18 protein-coding genes are annotated in these 22087 nt (G+C 40.6%); 6 read left to right on the forward strand and 12 right to left on the reverse strand.

Features of this window, described 5'->3' with window-relative positions; all coding sequences use genetic code 11:
* Positions 1–63 precede the first annotated feature (63 nt).
* The gene (locus FGM01_RS13470) at positions 64–717 is read left to right on the forward strand and encodes an SDR family oxidoreductase (RefSeq protein WP_143411685.1); all 654 of its coding nucleotides are present in this window, start codon (positions 64–66) and stop codon (positions 715–717) included.
* Between the two features lie 250 nt (positions 718–967).
* Here FGM01_RS13470 and FGM01_RS13475 read toward each other — a convergent pair whose 3' ends face one another.
* From FGM01_RS13475 to FGM01_RS13525, 11 genes are all read right to left on the reverse strand, one after another.
* The gene (locus FGM01_RS13475) at positions 968–1360 is read right to left on the reverse strand and encodes a VOC family protein (RefSeq protein WP_143411686.1); all 393 of its coding nucleotides are present in this window, start codon (positions 1358–1360) and stop codon (positions 968–970) included.
* 6 nt (positions 1361–1366) lie between these two features.
* Positions 1367–2347: a 2-hydroxyacid dehydrogenase gene (locus tag FGM01_RS13480; protein WP_143411687.1), complete on the reverse strand. Its 981-nt coding sequence runs from the start codon at positions 2345–2347 to the stop codon at positions 1367–1369.
* 122 nt (positions 2348–2469) lie between these two features.
* A complete protein-coding gene (mgtE, locus tag FGM01_RS13485) occupies positions 2470–3819 on the reverse strand; it encodes a magnesium transporter (RefSeq protein WP_143411688.1) in 1350 nt (449 codons plus the stop codon).
* Positions 3800–4633, reverse strand: coding sequence for a 16S rRNA (adenine(1518)-N(6)/adenine(1519)-N(6))-dimethyltransferase RsmA (gene rsmA, locus FGM01_RS13490; RefSeq protein WP_143411689.1), 834 nt, complete (start codon positions 4631–4633; stop codon positions 3800–3802). Before rsmA ends, mgtE begins: the two co-directional genes overlap by 20 nt.
* Positions 4634–4726: 93 nt before the next feature.
* Positions 4727–5035: a DUF4286 family protein gene (locus FGM01_RS13495; protein WP_143411690.1), complete on the reverse strand. Its 309-nt coding sequence runs from the start codon at positions 5033–5035 to the stop codon at positions 4727–4729.
* A gap of 21 nt (positions 5036–5056) precedes the next feature.
* Positions 5057–6841 (reverse strand): tetratricopeptide repeat protein, encoded by a 1785-nt coding sequence (locus FGM01_RS13500; RefSeq protein ID WP_143411691.1) that lies wholly within the window; start codon positions 6839–6841, stop codon positions 5057–5059.
* Positions 6842–6886: 45 nt separating this feature from the next.
* Positions 6887–8158 carry a serine--tRNA ligase gene (serS, locus tag FGM01_RS13505; RefSeq protein WP_143411692.1) on the reverse strand — a complete coding sequence of 424 codons (1272 nt, stop codon included), beginning with the start codon at positions 8156–8158 and terminating at the stop codon, positions 6887–6889.
* A gap of 69 nt (positions 8159–8227) precedes the next feature.
* On the reverse strand, positions 8228–9547 hold the full coding sequence (locus FGM01_RS13510; RefSeq protein WP_143411693.1) for an HTTM domain-containing protein: 1320 nt from the start codon (positions 9545–9547) through the stop codon (positions 8228–8230).
* Complete coding sequence (locus FGM01_RS13515) at positions 9540–10475, reverse strand: bifunctional riboflavin kinase/FAD synthetase (protein ID WP_143411694.1); 936 nt, start codon at positions 10473–10475, stop codon at positions 9540–9542. Before FGM01_RS13515 ends, FGM01_RS13510 begins: the two co-directional genes overlap by 8 nt.
* 6 nt (positions 10476–10481) lie before the next feature.
* Positions 10482–11108, reverse strand: coding sequence for an aminoacyl-tRNA hydrolase (pth, locus tag FGM01_RS13520; protein WP_143411695.1), 627 nt, complete (start codon positions 11106–11108; stop codon positions 10482–10484).
* A 135-nt stretch (positions 11109–11243) separates the two neighbouring features.
* Entirely contained in the window at positions 11244–11897 is a 654-nt protein-coding gene (locus FGM01_RS13525) for a 50S ribosomal protein L25/general stress protein Ctc (protein ID WP_143411696.1), read from the reverse strand.
* Between the two features lie 742 nt (positions 11898–12639).
* Here FGM01_RS13525 and FGM01_RS13530 point away from each other — a divergent pair.
* Entirely contained in the window at positions 12640–14265 is a 1626-nt protein-coding gene (locus FGM01_RS13530; protein WP_143411697.1) for a Ppx/GppA phosphatase family protein, read from the forward strand.
* Between the two features lie 2486 nt (positions 14266–16751).
* Here the strand turns inward: FGM01_RS13530 and FGM01_RS13535 are convergent.
* Positions 16752–17687, reverse strand: coding sequence for a ribose-phosphate pyrophosphokinase (locus FGM01_RS13535; protein ID WP_143411698.1), 936 nt, complete (start codon positions 17685–17687; stop codon positions 16752–16754).
* 290 nt (positions 17688–17977) lie between these two features.
* Between FGM01_RS13535 and FGM01_RS13540 the strand changes: the two genes are divergently transcribed.
* The 4 genes from FGM01_RS13540 (at position 17978) to FGM01_RS13555 (ending at position 21830) form a co-directional block, all read left to right on the forward strand.
* Positions 17978–18700, forward strand: a complete 723-nt coding sequence (locus FGM01_RS13540; protein ID WP_143411699.1) for a DUF3667 domain-containing protein — start codon at positions 17978–17980, stop codon at positions 18698–18700.
* 72 nt (positions 18701–18772) lie between these two features.
* The gene (locus FGM01_RS13545) at positions 18773–20053 is read left to right on the forward strand and encodes a DUF6090 family protein (RefSeq protein WP_143411700.1); all 1281 of its coding nucleotides are present in this window, start codon (positions 18773–18775) and stop codon (positions 20051–20053) included.
* A 15-nt stretch (positions 20054–20068) separates the two neighbouring features.
* Positions 20069–20554 carry a hypothetical protein gene (locus FGM01_RS13550; protein WP_143411701.1) on the forward strand — a complete coding sequence of 162 codons (486 nt, stop codon included), beginning with the start codon at positions 20069–20071 and terminating at the stop codon, positions 20552–20554.
* 313 nt (positions 20555–20867) lie between these two features.
* Entirely contained in the window at positions 20868–21830 is a 963-nt protein-coding gene (locus FGM01_RS13555; protein WP_143411702.1) for a hypothetical protein, read from the forward strand.
* Positions 21831–22087: the final 257 nt, after the last annotated feature.

Consider the following 22087-nt stretch of genomic DNA (forward strand, 5'->3'; position numbering starts at 1 on the left):
TTGCTGGGCATTGTTTCCAATCCTCCTTATCTTGTTGACAGTAAAAGAAATTGACGAGAAATTATGGAGAATATTTTAATAGCCGGAGCTACCGGTGATACAGGTAAAAGAGTAATTGAAATTTTAAATAATTCTGAAAACTTCAGCCCTCTGGCGATGATCAGAAAAGAAGAGCAGCGACAGATGTTTGAAGACATGGAAGTTGAAGCTATTCTGGGGGACCTGGAAAAAGACGTAAGCCATACCATGAAAGGAGTGGATAAGGTGATCTTTGCAGCCGGATCTGGTGGTGATACTTCAGAAGAAAAGACCATCAAGGTAGATCTTGAAGGGGCAAAAAAACTGATTGATGCAGCTAAGAAAGCTAAGGTGAAAAAGTTCGTAATGTTAAGTTCTATGGGCGCAGATGACCCATCAAAGAATGAAGATCTAAGACATTACCTGGAAGCGAAGCATGAGGCAGATGAATATTTGAAAAATAGCGGACTGAACTATACGATAGTTCGCCCGGGAGCATTAACAGATGATCTTGGTCTGGCCAAAGTTGAAGTTGCCAAAGGCAGCCTGAATAAAAGAGGTGAAATCTCCAGGGATGATGTTGCTTTTATCCTGGTAATGTCCCTGGCCGACCCATTGGTAAAAAATATGACTTTTGAGGCTATAGAAGGCGAGGAATCTATTAAATCTGCCTTGATAGATCTAAGCCAGCTCGGTTAGCAGACTTAGTGATTTAATTTAAAAGGCTACTTAGAAATATTTCCCGTCAAGCTGAACTTGTTTCAGCTTCTCTTCTATAAGATCCTGAAACTCCCGAAGCGTCGGGACAGGATGACGTTTATTTTTAAGTAGCCTTATCTGATTTATGATATTAAACGAGGCTTCGACTGCGCTCAGCCTGACAAGATTGTAAGTTCTCTTATTCAAATGACCTTCACCTGTGCTCAGCAAGGCAGTCCACCTAAGAAATTTACTGATCCTTGAAAGCCTTATCTACCGGCTCCCAGAGCTCTATCTTGTTTCCTTCAGGATCCATGATCCAGCCAAACTTCCCGTAATCGTAAGTTTCCATTTCTCCAACTACCTCAACACCTTCTTCCTTTAAGGTTTGCAGCAATTCTTCAAGGTTCTCAACCCTGAAGTTCATCATAAAAGGCTTTTCTGAAGGCTTATAATAATCTGTATCCTCACTCATGGGGCTCCATTGCGTAGAACAATCATTTCCCTCTTTATCCTTCCACCAGAAAGTGCATCCGTATTGATCTGTATTTAAACCCAGATGCCGGTTATACCAGCTCTTTACATTATCCGGATCTTTGGCCTTAAAGAAGAACCCGCCTAATCCTGTAACCCTGTTTTTCATTCGCTTCTATTTTTCTGAAACATCGCCAAATTCAGCGATGATCTTGTTTGCAATAACTGTTGCCAGGCCTTCATGAGATTCTACCGTCCATCCCGCAACATGCGGACTAAGTAACGTATGTGGCATAAACATCAATTCTCTGAGCGCCTCCGGAATTGGGTCTGCCGCACTAATGGAAACATTTTTCTTATTTGAAAATAAGCTCTCAAAACTGGATTTTTCATATTCCAGCACATCAAGACCTGCTCCCAGTATTTTTCCTTCTTTTAATGCTTCCACCAGGTCTGCAGTAACTACAGATTTACCCCTGGCGGTATTGATGAACCAGAAAGGCTTTTTAAATTTAGAAATAAATTCTTTATTGATCATCTGGTTGGTTTCCTCTGTCCAGGGAGTATGCAGGCTAACCACATCTACCCTTTCAAAAAATTCATCATAACCTACCTGTGTGGCATTCTCATCGCCAATTCCATGCTTAATATCATAGAATATAACCTCTACCTCAAAACCCCGAAGTTTTTTAGCAAAAGCCTTTCCCATATTACCATAACCAATGATACCAACGGTCTTCCCATCCAGTTCCACACCCCGGTTCTCTTCCCGGTGCCACAAACCTTCCCTAACTTCCCTGTCAGCTTTATTTAGTTTATTAAATAGGGATAACAACATCCCGAGGGCATGTTCACCAACAGCATTTCTATTACCTTCGGGAGCAGAAAACAGTCTTATCCCCCCTTCTTCGGCATAATGGACATCTATACTTTCAAGACCGGCTCCAACACGCGCGATAAATTTTAGATTGGGTGCAGCCTCTAGAAATTCGCGGTCTATTTTAAAGCGGCTTCTTATCACGATACCGTCATACAGATGCTGATTTTGTAAAATTTCCTCCCGGGATTGGTGATAACCTTCAATATTGTTGTGTCCTGCCTCTTCCAGTTTTTTCATCAAAATGGGATGATTGGTATCGGCATGCAAAATGATCATGTTGTTTTTCTTTTCAGATTAGTAATACAAATAGCAAATTCCGCTGTTTCAGCCAGATGCTGAAAGCGAACCTACAAAGATAAAGAATGATCCCTGACACCCGAAAAAATCAGACAGGCATTCTAAAAACCGAGAATGGTCTTGGCGAGATAAAAGAAGATAAATATCCCAAAAATATCGTTACTGGTAGTTATAAAAGGACCTGTGGCAATCGCCGGATCTATCCCTTGTTTGTCGAGAATGATCGGGACAAAGGTGCCGATAAGGGCGGCAATTATGATCACGGTCACTAACGCAAGGGCGATGGTAAAACTAACAATATGTGGCTGGCCTACGATGAGACCAAAAAGAATGACCAGGATCCCCAACACCACTCCATTGATCAGGGTAAGGCCAACTTCTTTCAAAAGTCGTTTGAACAAACTCCCCCTAAGATTATCATTGGCAAGTCCCTGTACAATGATCGCACTGGATTGAACCCCTACATTTCCAGCCATCGCTGCAATAAGCGGAGTAAAGAAGAAAAGCTCCACGTAATTTGCGAGGGCTTCTTCAAAACCTTTCATCACATATACTGCACCCAGACCCCCAAAAAGACCTAGGATAAGCCAGGGTAAACGGGCGCGGGTAAGCCTCCAGATGCTGTCATCTGCCTCGACATCTTCAGAGATACCGGCTGCCATCTGGTAATCTTTTTCAGCTTCTTCCTTGATAAAATCCACAATATCATCAATGGTGATCCTGCCCACCAGCCTGTTCATCTCATCCACCACAGGAATTGCTTCAAGGTCATATTTCTGCATAATCCGGGCTACTTCCTCACCTTCGGTATGCACATTCACATAATCCACACTGGGAATATAAATATCACTGATATTTGCGTCGCTGGAAGCAGTTAAGAGGTCCTTTAAAGATAATCTGCCCTTTAGTTTATTTTTATCATCCACCACATAAATGGAATGCACGCGGGTAACATTTTCAGCCTGCTTACGCATTTCAGCCATGCACCCGGTCACGCTCCAGTTTTCACTAACTTTTACCAGCTCCTTGGCCATAAGACCACCGGCAGAATCTTCATCATAGCGCAGCAGCTCAACAATATCATCTGCATGTTGCTCATCGGTGATTTCAGAAATTACATCCTGCTGTAGTTCAAGGGAAAGTTCAGAGATGATATCGGCCGCATCATCGGTGTCCATCTCATTAAGCTCATCTGCAATCTCTTTTGGAGAAAGAAATTCCAGGATTCGTTCCCTTACATCTTCTTCCAGCTCCATAAGAGCTTCTGCAGTCTGTTCACTATCGAGAAGCTTAACAATATAGGTAGCCTCCTGGATATCCAGTTCACTCAGAATTTCGGCGATATCTGCATAATGCACCTCTTCTAGGTGCAGCAGAAGTTCCTCATCTTTTTTTTCTTCGATGAGGTACTTGATCTTATCTATTAATTCTTCACTTACCTGAAATTGCATACGGCTCAATCATTTGGGTCAGTTCAATAAACCGCTGGAAACTGAGTTGTTCCGGCCGAAGACCAAATATAGCATCTTCCCTTAAATTATCGGGAAGATTAAGAATTTTTAAACTATTCCTGATGGTTTTGCGGCGCTGGTTAAAAGCGGTTTTAACGACTCTGAAAAACAGTTTTTCATCACAGGGCAACGTAAAATTATTTTTCCTGGTGAGTCTTAATACTCCGCTATCCACCTTTGGCGGCGGATTAAATACTGAAGGTGGCACGGTAAACAAATATTCGGCTTCATAAAAAGCCTGGGTAAGCACACTTAAGATCCCATAGGTCTTGTTGCCCTCCTTTTCACATATTCTTTTAGCGACCTCCTTCTGAAACATTCCCGAAAATTCAGGGATCTGATCCCGCATTTGGAGAACTTTAAAAACGATCTGCGTGGAAATATTATAAGGGAAATTACCAATTATGGCGAATTGTTCCTGCTGAAAGATCTCTGTAAGGTCGTGTTTTAAAAAATCCTTCTCATGGATGCGTCCCCGCAGATGCAGGTAGTTACTTTCCAGGTATTCCACGCTTTCAGTATCTATCTCGATAACATGGACATCAGATTTTTTCTCCAGGAGATATTTTGTAAGCACTCCCATCCCGGGGCCTATTTCCAGCACCTTTTCGTAGCCTTCATAGCTAAGCGTGTCTGCAATCTTTGATGCTATATTTTCATCGGTGAGAAAGTGTTGTCCAAGATGTTTTTTCGCCCTTACGCCCTGGTCATCATTGCTGGAAGGTTTATTGAAATTAGGCTTATATTTTTTCATAATCTAAATTAAGCAGGCTCGTAATATTACTTGTTGTCTTCAGGATTTCATCGGGTTGCAACTTCGTTTTTACAAACCACATAGTTCCAGACCTTATTGTTCAGAAATCACTTCCAGCTCTGTTCTGAAAGCGACAAATTTTCCTTCAAAAGCCTTGGATCTGGATCTCAGTTCATCAGCATTTTCAGCATAATAGCTTTCAAGCATTTCCTTACTTTCTGCCGTGTATTGTACAGAATAGGTGATCCCACCCATTGGCTCCTGTACCAAAACCTTTGTCATTAAAGCCTTCTGAAATTTCCTGGTATCCAGCATATCAGGAATATGCTCTTCTTTCATCCATTTTAACCACTTATCATGAATATCTTCCTGAACGTTTATCGTGACGTTATATATAACCATTGCTAAATTGAATTTTCGGGATTATTCTATGCTGTCTCCGCGAAGCATCCGGTATTTCTTCCTCGCATCGACAAAATAGATACTGTCTGCAAAGTTAAAGATAATTTGCTCGTAAAAGCCTTTAGCCTTCTCCAGATCCTGAAGCTGGTTCGCATAAAGTTCTGCCAGGAAATAATGCGCATTATCGGCAAGTATATCTGTTCCAAAAGTATTGATGATCGCCAGATAATTAGCCTCTGCTTTCTCAAATTCATTTTCCTTTTCAAATAATTTCGCCTGACTCAGCAAAGCCTCATCCTCTATCTTTTCTCCTTTATGCTGAACCAGGATCGAGTCGAGGGCCACTATCGCTTCGGGATTTCTTTTCTGAAAGGTCAGCAGGTCTGCCCTGGCATATTTTTTAAGTGCGGCCTGGGTAGAATCTTCCAACGAATTATCACTAATGAGAAGACTTAATTCCATGGCATCATTGGCTATTAATTGAGAAGTGGAAGATTTAAGGATGTCTAGCTGGGTTTTGGCCCATTGAAAATCACCCTTGTAGTAGCTGGTTTTAGCCACTTTAAATCTTGCATCCTGCGCCATAACATCATTCTTCACCAGGTTTTGGATCTGGGAATAATAAATTAAAGCTTCATTGAACTTTTCTTCGACCACAAGAATATCTGCCAGGGCCATCTTGATCCGGGCCAGCTCGAAATCAGATTTTGCCTTTTCAGCACTTTCTTTTAAAAGTTCTATCGCTTCTTTCTTCTTGCCAACCTGAAACGCAAGAAAATTGGCATAATCTATTTCTACATTGAGAGTCGGTTCCGCTTCAGAAAATTCTTCCAGCAACTTTTTAAAATCACTTTCTATGGCTGCATATTCCTCAGCCTGGGCAGTTTCTAGTTGGATCTGGATAAGGAAATGTCTCGCCTGAAGGTTGAAGACCGGCGAAGGAGATTCATCTATCGCATAACTTATGATCTCCCGGGCAGATTCATAATCCCTGGCCTCCTTGGCCAGGAGCGCAAGGTTAAGTATTCCCTGCAGGTTTTTTTCCCCCCGTTTGAATATGGCCCTTTCCTGGGCGAAAGCCTTGTTAAAATCCTTCTGCTGAATAAAAAGCCAGCTAAGCATTTCGTTATATAGCAACACCGGATTTTCCTGCAGCTTTTTTAATAATAGCTTTCGTAGAATGATATTGGGTTCTGCCTGGGCATCTTCAGTGATATAGCGATTGAATTCCCGGTTGGCGAGTCCATAGAATTTCATGTCATCTTCGATAAGATCCAGGTAGTTGCTAAACATTTCCTCGATCTTACCCTGTTCTCCATAGATTCGCGCCAGTTGCAGGTTAAAATTCCTGTCGGCATTCAATTCCATAGCCCTCTCATAGGCCCTGGCCGCATAATCCAGCAGGTTATATTGTTCGAAACTACGCGCAATGGAATAGGCGTAATTGGGCCTGCCTTCTATAGATTGCAACGCCTCATCATAAAATTGTGTAGCCCGTTCCTGCTCTTCCTGAAGTTCATAATTATGCCCTAGCTCGATTAGTATCGAAGGATTATTGGCAGATCTGCTCATACGATCCCTTAATAAACTTTCGGCGACTTCAAAACGTTCCAGTTGCTGGTAGGTAGCCAACAGGCCATTAAAAAAAACAGGGTTGGAAGGATTCTGCTGGTATAGCTCTTCATAGACCTGTAAGGCTTTCTCGAATTCTCCCTGGTCAAAAAAGTTCCTCGCTAATTGCTCGCTTTGGGCATAGAGTCCGCAAACAGTTAGAAACCATAAAGCTATAAACAAAAAACAGCGCATATGTAAATATAAACATTTGCGCTGTTTTATAAGTTGTTAGATAAATTAATCTATGATGTCGAAACCACAGTAGGGAACCAGTACTTCAGGTATTTTAATACCATCTGCGGTCTGATAATTTTCAAGTATACCGGCCAGGACTCTTGGCAGGGCCAGGGCACTTCCATTTAATGTATGTGCCAGTTCCTTCCTGTTATCTTTATCCTTGTATCTTAATTTCAACCTGTTCGCCTGGAAATTCTCGAAGTTGGAAACAGAACTTATCTCCAACCAGCGGTCCTGGGCAGTTGAGAAGACTTCAAAATCAAAAGTAAGCGCTGAAGTGAATCCAAGGTCTCCGCCACAAAGTCGTAGGATTCGGTATGGTAATTTCAGTTCCTTTAAAAGACCTTTTACGTGGTCCACCATATTGTCCAGGGCGGCGTATGAATTTTCTGGTGTTTCCAGTCTCACGATCTCCACCTTATCGAATTGATGCAACCTGTTAAGGCCACGAACATGTGCTCCATAAGAACCGGCTTCACGTCTGAAACATGGGGTATAACCGGTACATTTTACCGGAAAATCCTTTTCGGTCATCAAATTATCACGAAACATATTGGTGATAGGCACCTCAGCGGTAGGGATCAGGTACAGATCATCCCCGGTTACGTGGTACATCTGCCCTTCCTTATCTGGAAGCTGTCCGGTTCCAAATCCTGAAGCTTCGTTTACCATTAATGGCAACTGATATTCAGTGTAACCTGCTTCTGCAGCCTTATCTAAAAACCAGGTGATCAAAGCACGTTGAAGCCTGGCTCCTTTTCCTTTATAAACAGGAAAACCCGCTCCGGTGATCTTATTACCCAGCTCAAAATCTATAATATCATATTTCCTGGCCAGTTCCCAGTGAGGAAGTGATCCTTCGGCAAGTACCGGAATATCGCCCTCCTTATAGACTTCCTCGTTATCTTCTTCATTTTTTCCTGCAGGCACAGACTCATGAGGAATATTTGGAATGGTATAAAGCAAATTCTGAAGCTCTTCTACCGCCACATTTAGTTTTTCTGAAAGTTCTTTAGAATCTTCCTTTAAACGGCCGGTTTTCTCCTTGAGCATATTAGCTTTCTGGTGCTCCCCGTTTTTAAACATAAGCCCGATCTCCTTGGACAACTTATTAGAAGTCGCCAGGGTATCATCCAGTTTAGCCTGGGTAGACCTCCTGGTTTCATCCAGTTCTAAAACCTTTTCGAATATATCTGAAGCATCAAAATTCCTTTTTTTCAGGGCTTTGATGTATTCATCTTTATGTTCTGCAATCTTTGAAACCTGTAACATGAGGCGGGTAAGTTTATTTTGCCGTTTATACTTTACGAGCTGCAAATGTAACAAAAGCAGGTAAGAAAATTAGTCTGAATCTGAGGGTAAAATCCAGTCGTGGTGCTTAAAATGTTGCCATTTTTCTGCAGCCAGATCTACTTTTGGATCTATAAGCGGTTTATAGGGTCCTCCATTTACGCTGATCACCCCATCTGCATACACTTCCACTTCCTTACCCTCCCTGGCATATTTCTCTTCCAGCCGCTGGGCGAACTGCCAGATCATATCGGGTTTTGAAGCAATAGCCCGCAGTTGTTTTCTGGACAGATAATCTTTTTTATCCACCAGGATAGTATCTGTAGTTCCTTTTTCAACTACCTTAAAGTTGACCCTTCCGCTTTTTCCTCTCAGCATCATTCTCCAGCTTAGACGGTGTCCCTCCTCTGTCCACAACACATCATCCTTAAAGAACCAGTGTCTAAGGGGTAAGCATACCTGGATTATGAACCAAACGCTCATTGCTGCGATCAGGATATTTCGGTATGACGGAATTACAATCTCTCCGGCATCATAAAATTTCTTTTTATTGCGCAGAAAAAAACTATTGACTTTTTCCGGAGAAAAGAAAAAGATGCAGAAGGCCAGAGACATGTAAGGAAAAATACCAATATGAAATATAAAGCTGTTAAAGAGGTGAAAGAAGATCGCCGCTAAAAATATAGGTACTCTGGTTCTTTTCCACAGTAATAATGGAATGATCAAAAGATCGAAAAGCAAACCAAAATATGCGATGGCATAGCGTATCCAACCTTGCTGAAGAAACTCCCCTACCAGCCAGTAGTCCCTTTTTGAGCTCATCAATAAAGCGGGAAAACTACCATCTAACCAGTCTGGGTAGAACTTGGCGATACTTGCGTAGGTATAAACGATCCAAAGCTGCAGCACGATTACCACCCACACCCACCTGGGCATGGATATTTTACTAAGGGAAGGCTTTAATTTTGCATCTATAGAGAACCAGCGGTTGGCAGGTAAAAAGCACATGATAAAACACAACAGCATTAAAAGATAATAATGATTGTTGTAGGAAGATTTCTGCATCAGATAAACCCCGGACCACATGATACCATACATGATCATGGACAACCTGTATTTATAACCTACCATGACAAAAACTCCAAAGATGCCCATAATAGCATAATACCAGATCATTCCGTTCCCCGGCAGCGGCTGCAGGAATTCAAATCCAATAAAATTAAAGGTAAATTCGGGTTCCATCAGAGTCCTTCTAACCCAGCCCGTGAAAATAGCGCCAAAAGCTTCGATAGCGATCAACAACCCGAAAAAAGCACGGAAAACTACCAGTGCAGAATTGTCGACTTGTTTAAAAAGCCACCGGTTAAGCATAATTATCCCTGATATATTGTTTTGAAAAAGCCCGGTCCTGTTTCATAGCGATCTTAAGGTCATCCACCGAATCGAATTTTTTCTCATCCCTGATCCTAACCAGCAATTCCAACTCCAGTTTCATCCCATAAAGGTCTTTATCCAGCTCAAAGAAATTTGCCTCTATGGTTTTCTGTTTTCCGCCTACCGTGGGGTTAGTACCTATATTCATCATCCCGTACACCAATTCGCCATTAATTACAGAGCGAACCACGTAAACCCCGTTTTTAGGAATAAGTTTATATTCTTCCTCAATATCGAGGTTAGCTGTAGGGAAACCCAGGTCTTTACCTATTCCGCGGCCTTTAACGATCGTTCCGTTAAGGGTAAATGGATGCTGAAGATAAAGATTCGCCCGTTCCACCTTACCTTCCAGTAAGGCATTCCTGATCTTGGTAGAACTTACCGCAACCTGTTCTACATCCTGCTGGGTGATCTCTTCAACCTCAAAACCAAAATCTTCCCCGAATTTTCGCAGGTCATTTATATCTGCGGTACGGTTGCGGCCAAACCTGTGGTCATAACCGATAATAATTTTTTTTGCTTTAAGTTTATTTACCAGGATATCCCGTACAAATTCCAGGGCAGTAAGTCGTGAAAACTGGTGGGTAAATGGGTGGATCACTAAATGATCTATCCCGGTTTCTTCCAGCAGTTTTTTACGCTCATCTATAGTATTTATAAGCTGAATATCGCTTTCCTGCTGTAACACCATCCTTGGATGGGGGAAAAAGGTAAGCACCACCGAATCGAGATTATTGGCAGTGGCAGAATTTACCAGGCGCTCTATGATCTTGCGGTGTCCTACATGCACTCCGTCAAAAGTACCAATGGTCACTACCGTTTGGCGTTCACTTATGAATGAGTTTGCTCCTTTATGTTCTTTCAAATCCTGCTATTTGCCGTTAAATGTATTCATAGTATTGGAAACTCCTGCGGTACCGAAAGATTGTATCAACTCAGCTGAAGTTTTTAGCCTTTCAGGCAATTTCTTCTCTTCGTCATCATCCCATTCTCCCAGGACATAATTTACCTGGCTTCCCTTGGAGAACTCATCGCTGATACCAAACCTAAAGCGGTTATACTTAGTGGTGTTCAGCTGGGTCTGTATGTCCTTTAAGCCGTTATGACCACCGTCACTGCCTTTGGTCTTTAATCTTAAGGTTCCAAAGGGTAAATTGAGGTCATCTGTAACCACCAGTAAATTCTCCAGGGCGATTTTTTCCTTTTGCATCCAGTAATTTACCGCTTTACCGCTAAGGTTCATATAGGTACTGGGTTTAAGCAACACGAAAGTGCGGCCTTTATATTTGAAGCTAGCCACATCGCCCAGTTTCTGGGTCTCAAAAGCAACTTCTTTTTCACGTGCCAGCTCATCCAGGATCTTAAATCCTATGTTGTGCCTGGTATTTTCATATTTAGGGCCAATATTCCCCAGGCCTACGATCAAAAATTTCTTCATTGGATCTGTTTTCTCCGCGGTCTGTTTCCTTCCTAAAATCCTTCCGAAGAATGAAAGCATTCAATTAGTTTTGGTAAAGATAAAATTTATCAGATACTTTTTAAATCTGAAAAACCAAAAGCGGATATAAATTTGACTTAAATAAAAAAGCATCCCGAAAAGGAATGCTTTTTATTATATATCGAAAGTTAAAGACTAGTTGTCTTCCCCTTCTTTTACTGCTGCCACATCATCAGTTTCAGTAGCTGGTACTTCATCTGCTGCAACTTCATCTTCGTCTTCATCGTCTAGTGCAACAATGTTACGAGAAGTTCTAACCTGACAAATTACAGTGTTATCTGGATGCTGGATCACATAATCCTTGCTATCTACTCCAGTTACATAAAGCTTCTGACCAATTTTAAGTTTAGTCACATCAGCGATGATATAATCTGGAAGATCTCCAGGTAAACCTCTTACCTTAAGACGACGAAGGTTGTATCTTAATACACCACCATTCTTAACCCCTCTGGCCACACCTTCAGTGTGAATTGGGATTTCCATAGTAATTGGTTTATCATCAAATATCTGGTAGAAATCCATGTGCAGGATAGCATCACTTACCGGGTGAAACTGGATATCCTGAAGGATCGCGTCGTAAGACTCACCAGTTTTTAATTTGATCTTTACTGTGTGTACATCTGGAGTATACACTAAATCTTTAAATGCGATTTCCTCTGCTGCAAAGTGTAGTGGATCACCTTCTACCCCGTACAATACGCAAGGAACCTGTCCAGCATTACGTAGTGCTTTCGTTGCCTTCTTGCCTACGCTTTCTCTTTTAGATCCGTTGATCGTAATTGATTTCATTTGTTTATTTTAAATTATTATTAGCAAATGTCGTCTGGTCTTTATGACTGCCTTCATTTGCGCAAAAATTTCAGGATGCAAAAGTAAGTTTTTTTATTTAGGTATAAAACACTGGGCGTTAAAATGTTCTGTGGAATAGGTGTTTCTTCTTGGAAGCATATAAAATTACATTTTTTATCTGAAAATCAATTGATTAAGCCTGTATTTTTGATTCATTAAAAGGAGCTATTGCATGTCCCCTTGAGAGAAAGCCGGTAATCTTTTAGCTGATGAAATTTTAAGCCAACCTTCGATAAGCTCTGGGTGATACCTGAATTCAAATAGCTTATGTTCATTTTCTCCCTGATGAAAAAACGAACCAAAAAAATCAAGGCTTACGAAAATTCAATAGGATTTAAAACGTCCTCAGTTTCGACTTCGGGACCCGTAGGTGAAAGAAGCGTTTAAAAGAATTGCTGTCTGACCAAAGGGAGTTCAATTCTTTTAGCTTCCAAGCCGTAACGGGTGAACAAGAAAGTGAAGACTAGATTTTTTGTTTCTTTTTCAGCAATGGAAAAAGAAAAGAGAAAGTTATAACGAGCGAAGCGACGCAATCTTTTGCTAAGCAGAATCAAAGTAACCTGGAAACTCGATTATCATATCTCCCTACTAATTACTCATTTTCACAAAGCCTTATAATCATTGCGTTTAAAAAGCTGTAAATTGAAGGGTAATAATTAAACCCGTCCCGATAATTTTAACAATGGATCCTAAAACAGATAACAGCACCCCTACGAAACGTATCGCGGCCATTGACCTGGGCACAAATTCCTTCCATGCCGTTCTCGTGGATATCTATCCGGACGGAAGTTTCAGAACCATAGATAAACTCAAGGAAATGGTCATACTCGCAGAAAAAGGAATGGACAATCACCTTAGCGAAGAAGCCATGCAACGAGGACTCGATGCCCTGAAAAGAATAAAGTTTCTTTGTGATTCCCAGCAGGTGGAAGAGATCATCGCTTTCGCGACCTCTGCGATCAGGGAAGCGAAGAATGGAGGTGATTTCACTCAGCGTATGATCGATGAAGTTGGAATAAAGGCTCGGGCGATTCCGGGGAAAATGGAGGCTGAACTTATAGGTTATGCAATAAGACACAGTATCTCCCTGGATAAGGAGATGGTGTTAATGGTGGATATTGGCGGTGGCAGCGTGGAGTTCATTGTTGGTAACAACGAGGAATTTCTTTATCATAACAGTCTGAAACTTGGAGTAGCCAGGATGTCGGCAAAATTCGTAAAGCACGACCCCATCACTAAAAGTGAGATCAAGACCCTGAAAAAGCATTACCGCGCCATGCTAAAAGAAATCGGTGAGGTCATCAGGGAACATAAGGTAAAAACCATGATAGGATCTTCAGGAACCATGGAGAATATTGGCGCCATGGTGGCCAGCAGGACTTCGATCACGGCAGATATGACCCTTAATGAACTGACGTTTCAGGCGGCAGACTTTAAGGATCTGTATAAAGACTTTATAAAACTGAACCGGGATGAACGTAAGAAAATAAGTGAACTGGATGAAAAGCGTATCGATATCATTAACCCGGGAATGGTATTGGTAAAATACCTTCTGAAAAAATTCGGAATTGAACGGATCAGGATCTCAGAAGCGGCTCTTCGTGATGGTATGATCCTGAACTTTTTGAAACATAACCGGCCCAACCTGGAACTTGTGGCCAGTTATCCACACCCGCGAAAGCGAAGTATCTATGAATTACTACGAAAATGTAACTGGATGGAAGCTCATTCTACCCATGTAGCGGAAATGGCTTTGCAGTTTTTTGATGAGTTCAGGGAGGAGCTAAAACTGGAAGAAACTGATCGCGAATTGCTGGAATATGCCACCCTGATGCATGATATTGGTTATTATATCTCCTACAGGAAGCATCATAAGCATGCCCTTTATATCATAAGGCATTCAGATCTACGAGGATTTACTGAAGACGAGATAGATATTATGGCCAATGTTGCCCGCTACCACCGTCGCTCTACTCCGAAAAAAAGACATGAATTCTATATGAAAATGGCTAAACCCCTGAGAAAAAAGGTAAAACGCCTTGCGGGAATTTTACGGGTGGCAGACGGGTTAGATCGCAGTCATTACCAGAACGTGCAAAAACTGGAGATCGATAATCGCAAGGACAAAGTATTGCTTTACCTCACTACTATGGGCGATCCCGAACTGGAGATCTGGGGAGCGGAAAGGAAATCTGAGTTATTTGAAAAAGTAACCGGTAAGAAACTGGAGATCTATGCTGTGGAAGATGGGAATATAGATCAGGTAAAAGCTGCTAATGATGGGAGGAATAAGGTAAAACCGGTTTGATATTCTTTTATCTTGTCTATTCGGGTAGTCTTAGACTGCGCTCAGGGTAACTTTGGAATTCGAATATCTTATGTTCATTGTTTCCCTGATGAAAAAACGAACCAAAAAAATCAAGGCATACGAAAATTTAATAGAAATTAAAACGTCCTCAGTTTCGACTTCGGGACCCGTAGGTGAAAGAAGCGTTTAAAAAGAATTGCTGTCTGACAAAAGGGAGTTCAATTCTTTTAGCCTCTAAGACGTAACGGGTGAACAAGAAAGTGAAGACTAGATTTTTTGTTTCTTTTTCAGCAATGGAAAAAGAAAATAGAATGTCATTTCTTTAGTTGTAAAGCAGTTTCCTAATTTACCTTCATCCGGTCAACTGTGTTCAAGGTGACATTGGAATTCGAATATCTTATGTTCATTTTTTCCTTGATGAAAAAACGAACCAAAAAAATCAAGGCTTACGAAACTTTAGCTGAATTTTTTCGCTCAGTCCCTAAATTTCAGGAACTCGCCGAAAAGGCTCAAACAGCCTGAAATTTTACGGGCCTTCTCTTCAAATTCTACGCTAAATTTTCGATAGGCCGGTTAAAAAATTACTTTTTTCGAATTAAACAGAATTTAAAACGTCCTCAGTTTCGACTTCGGGACCCGTAGGTGAAAGAAGCGTTTAAAAGAATTGCTGTCTGACCAAAGGGAGTTCAATTCTTTTAGCCTCTAAACCGTTACGGGTGAACAAGAAAGTGAAGACTAGATTTTTTGTTTCTTTTTCAGCAATGGAAAAAGAAAAGAGAATGACATTGCAACTCGAATAATATGTTCACTTTCTCCCTGATGAAAGAACGAACCAAAAAAATCAAGGCTTACGAAACTTCAGCTGAATTTTTCCCTCAGCCCCTAAATTTCAGGACCTCGCCGAAAAGGCTTAAACAGCCTGAAATTTTACGGAACTTTCCGTTCAAATTCTACGCTAAATTTTCGGTAGGCCGGTCTTAAAAGTTGCTTTTTGTAAAATAAAAAAAAATAAAACGTCCTCAGTTTCGACTTCGGGACCCGTAGGTGAAAGAAGCGTTTAAAAGAATCATTGTCTGACCAGAGGGAGTTCAATTCTTTTAGCTTCTAAGCCGTACCGGGTGAACAAGAAAGTGAAGACTAGATTTTTTGTTTCTTTTTCAGCAATGGAAAAAGAAAAGAGAATGACATTTTTTTAGTTGTAAAGCAGTTTCCTTACTTACCTTCATCCGGTCAACTGTGTTCAAGGTGACATTGGAATTCGAAAAGCTTTTGTTCATTTTTTCCCTGATGAAAAAACGAACCAAAAAAATCAAGGCTTACGAAACCTTAGCTGAATTTTTCCCTCAGTCCCTAAATTTCAGGAACTCGCCGAAAAGGCTCAAACAGCCTGAAATTTTACGGAACTTTCCGTTCAAGTTCTACGCTAAATTTTCGGTAGGCCGGTCTTAAAAGTTGCTTTTTGTAAAATAAAAAAAATTAAAACGTCCTCAGTTTCGACTTCGGGACCCGTAGGTGAAAGAAGCGTTTAAAAGAATTGCTGTCTGACCAAAGGGAGTTCAATTCTTTTAGCTTCTAAGCCGTGACGGGTGAACAAGAAAGTGAATACTAGATTTTTTGTTTCTTTTTCAGCAATGGAAAAAGAAAATAGAATGTCATTTCTTTAGTTGTAAAGCAGTTTCCTAATTTACCTTCATCCGGTCAACTGTGTTCAAGGTGACATTGGAATTCGGATATCTTATGTTCATTTTTTCCTTGATGAAAAAACGAACCAAAAAAAATCAAGGCTTACGAAACTTCAGCTGAATTTTTCCCTCAGCCCTAAATTTCAGGAACTCGCCGAAAAGGCTCAAACAGCCTGAAATTTTACGGGTCTTTCTCTTCAAATTCTACGCTAAATTTTCGGTAGGCCGGCCAGAAAAATTGCTTTTTGTAAAATAAAAAATTTAAAACGTCCTCAGTTTCGACTTCGGGACCCGTAGGTGAAAGAAGCGTTTCAAAGAATTGCTGTCTGACCAAAGGGAGTTCAATTCTTTTAGCCTCTAAACCGTTACGGGTGAACAAGAAAGTGAAGACTAGATTTTTTGTTTCTTTTTCAGCAATGGAAAAAGAAAAGAGAATGACATTGCAACTCGAATAATATGTTCACTTTCTCCCTGATGAAAAAACGAACCAAAAAAATCAAGGCATACGAAACTTTAGTTGAATTTTTCACTCAGCCCCTAAATTTCAGAAACTCACCGAAAAGGCTCAAACAGCCTGAAATTTTACAGGTCTTTCCGCTCAAATTCTACGCTAAATTTTCGATAGGCCGAAAAAAAGTGTTTAGCAACATATTGATTCAAAATAACCACCCTTCGACAAGCTCAGGGTGACAAACAAATTTCGAGCGAAGCGTGGCAATCTGAAAAAAAATACCATCCCGAGATAAACCCTGGATGGTATTGATATTTTTTGAATTCATAGCCTAAGCTAAGGCTAAGAAAGACTTACATTATAAATTTTGAACTGATAGACTTATTATCCTGCACGCTTTTCATCACATCGGCGAAAAGTTCAGCACAGCTTACCACTTTGATCTTTTTGCTTTCCTGTCTTAGCGGAATAGAGTCTGTAACGATCAATTCCTGGAGTTTAGATTTTTCTATACGGTCATAAGCTTCACCAGATAATACCGGGTGAGTACAGATCGCACGTACGCTAATGGCTCCGCGTTCCATCATCACATCGGCAGCCTTAGTAAGTGTTCCGGCAGTATCTACCATATCATCAACCAGCACCACGTTCTTCCCGGTTACATCACCGATCAATTCCATGTGCGAGATCATATTGGCTTTAGCTCTTTGCTTATAACAGATAACCACATCGCTTCCCAGCGCTTTGGAATAGGCATATGCTCTTTTAGAACCACCCATATCTGGAGAAGCCACGGTAAGATTATCCAAACCAAGTTTCTTCAAATAAGGTAGAAATACGGTACTGGCATAAAGGTGATCTACAGGTTTTTCAAAAAATCCCTGGATCTGGTCTGCATGCAGGTCCATGGTAATGATACGGGTAGCCCCGGCAGTTTCAAGAATACTGGCGATCATCTTGGCAGCAATAGGCACACGAGGCTTATCCTTACGGTCCTGTCTCGCCCATCCAAAATATGGCATGACCGCGGTAATATGCCTGGCCGATGCTCTCTTGGCAGCATCCAGCATTAATAGCATCTCCATAAGGTGATCTGCCCCGGGATGAGTAGATCCAATTATAAAAACACGCGAACCACGTACAGATTCTTCAAATGATGGTTGAAATTCACCATCGCTATAGGTAGAGGTAATTACATTTCCCAGTTTGGTTCCGTAGTGACCGGCGATCTTTTCGGCCAGTTCACGGCTTTGGGTACAGTTAAAGATCTTGGCTTCTGTTGCAGGCATGTTGTGTGTTGTTTGTGTTGTGTTAATCTAGTTGCATGCAAATTTATAAATTAATTCGGGGCTGCGTCGAATAAAAAAGGCCTTATGAGAAGAAAGATTATTGTGGGGCGAACTTAGCATTAAAAATACCGCTGATTATTCGATTAATTCATTTTTAAAGAAATCATTAGATTTACAGGATCAGCCGGTTACAGCCATTATATATTCAGTGCAGTAAGATTTTCTTTGAAGTAAAAAGTATGGAAGTGACCAGAATAAAGTTATTGATTATTACTGCTTAGATCTCATATATGCACAATGAAAATATTCCGTCAGGGCAGCGCGGCAGCCATCTATCCGGGCGCATAGACAGAAATTATATCCTTCAGGAATTAAAAGCCCTGCTGAACCTGGAAAAAGGCTATTTATTTACTATTAAAAGTCTCATTCTAAATCCCGGGGAGAGCCTGCGCAAATATCTCTCCGGAGACCGAAGCCAGCTTACCAAACCACTAATCTTCCTGTTGTTCAATTCGTTCCTGGCAGTTTTCCTGTCCGGCTACCTCAACCTGCCGGTAACTAACCATGATGCCATAGAATATAGCTACTACCTGAATCCTTCACTGGACCTGCAGGAGATCATTCGGTGGAAAAAAAGCAATATGGGTTATGTTTATTTGTTTTTCGGAATTTTCATGGCATTCTGGATTCGACTTTTCTACCGGAATTATAAGTATAACATCTACGAGATATTTGTGGTAATGGCCTATATCCTGGGACAGGGCATGCTTATTTATATATTAAACCTGCTGGGCAATCATTTTCTGCCTGCCGGTATTTTTAAAAATATAGTACTAGTCTTCCTGGGCCTCGGTTATTATTTTTACGTAGTGTTGGTGCTGCTTCAGCTCTTCCACCGGAAGAAAATTCAGAACTTTTTTAAGCTTATGCTAATATTTTTACTTTCGGGAATTTCGTTCTTATCTGTTCAGATCCTGGTCGTGGTCTGTTTTGACTTGCTGGGCTGGTTATAAAATATCCTATACCGGAACAGATAGAAATAATCTATTTATTATTGTAAATTTAGTACAACTAACTGATTTTCAATGTTTAGATTCTTCCGGTTTATTCGCCAGAAATTGTGCTTTGAAGGGAAGATCCCGAGATATCTTGCTTACGCCGTCGGGGAAATAATCCTGGTGGTCATAGGTATCCTTATCGCTTTGCAGATCAATAATGCCAACCAGCAAAGGATAGAAAAAGAAGCGCTCTGGGGTTACATGAGCAATATAAGATCCAATATTAGGAATGACCTTAAACAAACCACAGCTATCAATTTTGTAAAGGACCAGCTGGCCGCCAATACGCCAAGATTCTGGGAGATCAGGGCGAAAGAAGATTTTAGTTATAAAGATTACCAGGAAGCTTCAGATCATATGAACACCATAGACGACCAGGAAGCTTTCGTACCTAGTTCTTTTGGGTTCGAGACCTTAAAATCCACCGGCTATATTGGCAAACTACAGGGCACAGACATGGAGATCCTGCTCTTTAAATACTATGATCTCACCGAAAAAATTAAAAGAATACTGGACCGGGAAAGGACCTTTCTGGATAACCTGGTAATGGAATCCCAGCGTACCGACTCAGGAATTACCAGCGAAACAGCATATGCAATGAGGCAGGACAGTCTTCTATTCTACCAGGTAAAAGACCAATATGTAAAAACCCTGAATTCTCCCGTTTATGATGCAGCCGTTTCTATGTTCAGGTTTAATAGTTTTTTTGGCTACCGTTATTATCTCGATTTTCTTGGAAAGAACATTATTTCACTCATCGATGCGAAGAAACTAAAAGCCTCCCCCGAGGTCATGCGTTCTGTGGAATTATATGATGCAGATTTTTCAGGGATAGGACAGGAAGAAGTGTTGATAAACGGTCTAGTTCCAAGATCCATTAGTGTATTTACAGCCTCCAACCAGGGATTTGATAAAGTAATTGTAAACATAGAGGACGATCATTTGGGATTTGATGTTTCTCCAGGCCTGGAATGGGCTGCGGCAATGTTCGTGGTAGACTCCCTGGGAGGGAATGTAAGGGCCAGCAAGGATTTCAGTGAATTTAAGAGTATAGAACTGGAAGCTAGAGGAGCAAAGGGAAATGAGAAATTATGGTTTACAGTAAAGGACAGGGATGATCCCGACGATGGAACAGAAGCAAGGGCTGCACTGGATTTAACAAGGAACTGGAAACGATACAGATTTGACCTGCGCGAGGATTTCCCCACCGGCGACCTTAAGAAACTGAATGTTCTGGCCGGTTTTGTATTACTGGATACTGAAGGCAGCAATTTTTACATAAAAAATATCAGGTATTTAAAAGAATGATATAAACCAAAAGCCATGAAAAATCTAATTTTTATACTCGTAGTGATCTTAGGCATGGGTCTGAATGCCCAGACCAGTTTTGACAAACCAAAGATTTTTGTACGGGTTTATGATATGCAGGGAAATAAGATAGGCAAGGGTAAGATCTCGGCTATTAGCGAAAATTCCCTGCAATTATCCCGGCATAAAAAGACGGCAGATTTTCCACTTAGCAATATTGGGCAGATCAGGACCAAACGTTCAATAGGAAACAATTTTGCCACCGGGGCCATGATCGGGGCGGTAGCAGTTGGAATTCTGGGAGCGGTCTTTGCCGAGCCGGATTCCGGGTGGTTTAGCTATACCGCCGGGGAGGGAGCTGGGGCAGGAATTATCGCGGGCGGTATCCTGGGTGCCGGAGTAGGAGGCCTTAGCATTGTATTCAAGAATGCGAAGTCCTACCGCATCAACGCCAATCCTGAACAATGGAAAGTATTTATGGAAGCTATGGTGAAACGATGAATTTTCCGTCAAATTATGGATATTAGAAGTTAAGCGAACCGGAACACTCAACCTGATAATTAAGAGTTTTAGCCTCGACAGTGATAATGCTTAAATTTTTTAATTATGGTGGGAGCCAATATGCCGAAGTAGAAACTGGAACAAATACAAATCTGATTCTTAGAACGAGTTGGCAACAATTTCCTATAGAAAAAATCACCTTAATTATTACTACTTAGCTCTTCAAAAGAAAAAAATAATTAAATTAGAAACATCTCAATCATCTGATAATCAGAAATTAAAACATTTGACTACTAATTAAATTCTAATATATATGTATGCAGTTTCTAAGTTTAAAAAGTCATTACTGGTATTATCAATATTTATAGTGCCTTTGATAAGTTGTAAAAATGACAAAGAAAATAATCCGAATCAAAAAGAGGATAGTATTCAAGCTAACAATACCGAAAATATCATTGAAGTAGTAACTAATGAAATGGATTTTCAAATACCATCTCGCCTTAAATCTGGATGGACAACTTTCAGGTATATCAACAAATCTTCAGAAACTCATTTTTTCATTTTTGAGAAAATGCCAGAAGGGATAACTATAGACAATTATAACAATGAGTTAGTACCACCTTTTAAAGCGGCATTTAATCATCTAATAAATGATGAAGTGGAAGAGGCTATGAAAGAATTTGAAAAAGTCCCAGCCTGGTGGAATGATGTAAAATTAGGTGGTGGTGTTGGTTTAATTTCTCCAAAGAGTGTAGCTGAATCTACAATTTACATGCACCCAGGGACCTATGTAATGGAATGCTATGTTAGAATGCCCAATGGCATGCCTCATGCATTTTACGGAATGATAAAAGAAATTCAGGTGACAGAGGAAACAAACGACATCCAGGAGCCTTCTTACGATCATCAAATAAGTATTTCAAGTGAGGAAGGAATTACATTTCAAGATTCAATTAAAGCTGGAAATTATCAGTTAGCTATCAACTTCAAAGATCAAAAGCAATATGAAACACTGTTAGGCCATGATGTGAACTTAGTTAGACTTACCAGTATTTCAAAATTGGACACATTAGGCAAGTGGATTAATGCTGCTAATATTAAAGCCTTTAGAACTCCAATTCCAGAAGGTTTAACATTTTTAGGTGGTGTAGAGGATTTAGAGGAAGGCGAAACAGGTTATTTTAAAACTCAGCTTAAGCAAGGCACTTACGTTTTGATCTCAGAAATTCCGAACGTTATAGACCGAAAAATGTATAAAACTTTTAAGGTCTATTAAAACAACAGTTGCCATACGGTTACTCGCCAATGCACGCTACCGTTAGCAAGAAATTAATCAACCAGATCTGTATTGAAAACACTAAGCGAACAGGAACTCAACCTGATGTCACTAATATTTTTATTCGCAACGGTGATTGAGGCTAAAATGCTTTATTTTACCCGGAATTCTTTATCCGGAAATTGAAACTGGAACATACAGCCATCAGGTTTGATTCTCCCAAATATTATTGTTGTAGGTTTATTGAAAACCATACA

It is taken from the genome of Christiangramia sabulilitoris, assembly GCF_007050985.1.
GTDB classification, from domain to species: Bacteria; Bacteroidota; Bacteroidia; order Flavobacteriales; family Flavobacteriaceae; genus Christiangramia; species Christiangramia sabulilitoris.

What these genes read in the sequence shown, in the direction of transcription:
- FGM01_RS13470 (WP_143411685.1), top strand. Translation starts at nt 64, where the DNA reads ATGGAGAATATTTTAATAGCCGGAGCTACCGGTGATACAGGTAAAAGA.
- FGM01_RS13475 (WP_143411686.1), bottom strand. Translation starts at nt 1,360, where the DNA reads ATGAAAAACAGGGTTACAGGATTAGGCGGGTTCTTCTTTAAGGCCAAA.
- FGM01_RS13480 (WP_143411687.1), bottom strand. Translation starts at nt 2,347, where the DNA reads ATGATCATTTTGCATGCCGATACCAATCATCCCATTTTGATGAAAAAA.
- mgtE (WP_143411688.1), bottom strand. Translation starts at nt 3,819, where the DNA reads ATGCAATTTCAGGTAAGTGAAGAATTAATAGATAAGATCAAGTACCTC.
- rsmA (WP_143411689.1), bottom strand. Translation starts at nt 4,633, where the DNA reads ATGAAAAAATATAAGCCTAATTTCAATAAACCTTCCAGCAATGATGAC.
- FGM01_RS13495 (WP_143411690.1), bottom strand. Translation starts at nt 5,035, where the DNA reads ATGGTTATATATAACGTCACGATAAACGTTCAGGAAGATATTCATGAT.
- FGM01_RS13500 (WP_143411691.1), bottom strand. Translation starts at nt 6,841, where the DNA reads ATGCGCTGTTTTTTGTTTATAGCTTTATGGTTTCTAACTGTTTGCGGA.
- serS (WP_143411692.1), bottom strand. Translation starts at nt 8,158, where the DNA reads ATGTTACAGGTTTCAAAGATTGCAGAACATAAAGATGAATACATCAAA.
- FGM01_RS13510 (WP_143411693.1), bottom strand. Translation starts at nt 9,547, where the DNA reads ATGCTTAACCGGTGGCTTTTTAAACAAGTCGACAATTCTGCACTGGTA.
- pth (WP_143411695.1), bottom strand. Translation starts at nt 11,108, where the DNA reads ATGCTTTCATTCTTCGGAAGGATTTTAGGAAGGAAACAGACCGCGGAG.
- FGM01_RS13525 (WP_143411696.1), bottom strand. Translation starts at nt 11,897, where the DNA reads ATGAAATCAATTACGATCAACGGATCTAAAAGAGAAAGCGTAGGCAAG.
- FGM01_RS13530 (WP_143411697.1), top strand. Translation starts at nt 12,640, where the DNA reads ATGGATCCTAAAACAGATAACAGCACCCCTACGAAACGTATCGCGGCC.
- FGM01_RS13535 (WP_143411698.1), bottom strand. Translation starts at nt 17,687, where the DNA reads ATGCCTGCAACAGAAGCCAAGATCTTTAACTGTACCCAAAGCCGTGAA.
- FGM01_RS13540 (WP_143411699.1), top strand. Translation starts at nt 17,978, where the DNA reads ATGCACAATGAAAATATTCCGTCAGGGCAGCGCGGCAGCCATCTATCC.
- FGM01_RS13545 (WP_143411700.1), top strand. Translation starts at nt 18,773, where the DNA reads ATGTTTAGATTCTTCCGGTTTATTCGCCAGAAATTGTGCTTTGAAGGG.
- FGM01_RS13550 (WP_143411701.1), top strand. Translation starts at nt 20,069, where the DNA reads ATGAAAAATCTAATTTTTATACTCGTAGTGATCTTAGGCATGGGTCTG.
- FGM01_RS13555 (WP_143411702.1), top strand. Translation starts at nt 20,868, where the DNA reads ATGTATGCAGTTTCTAAGTTTAAAAAGTCATTACTGGTATTATCAATA.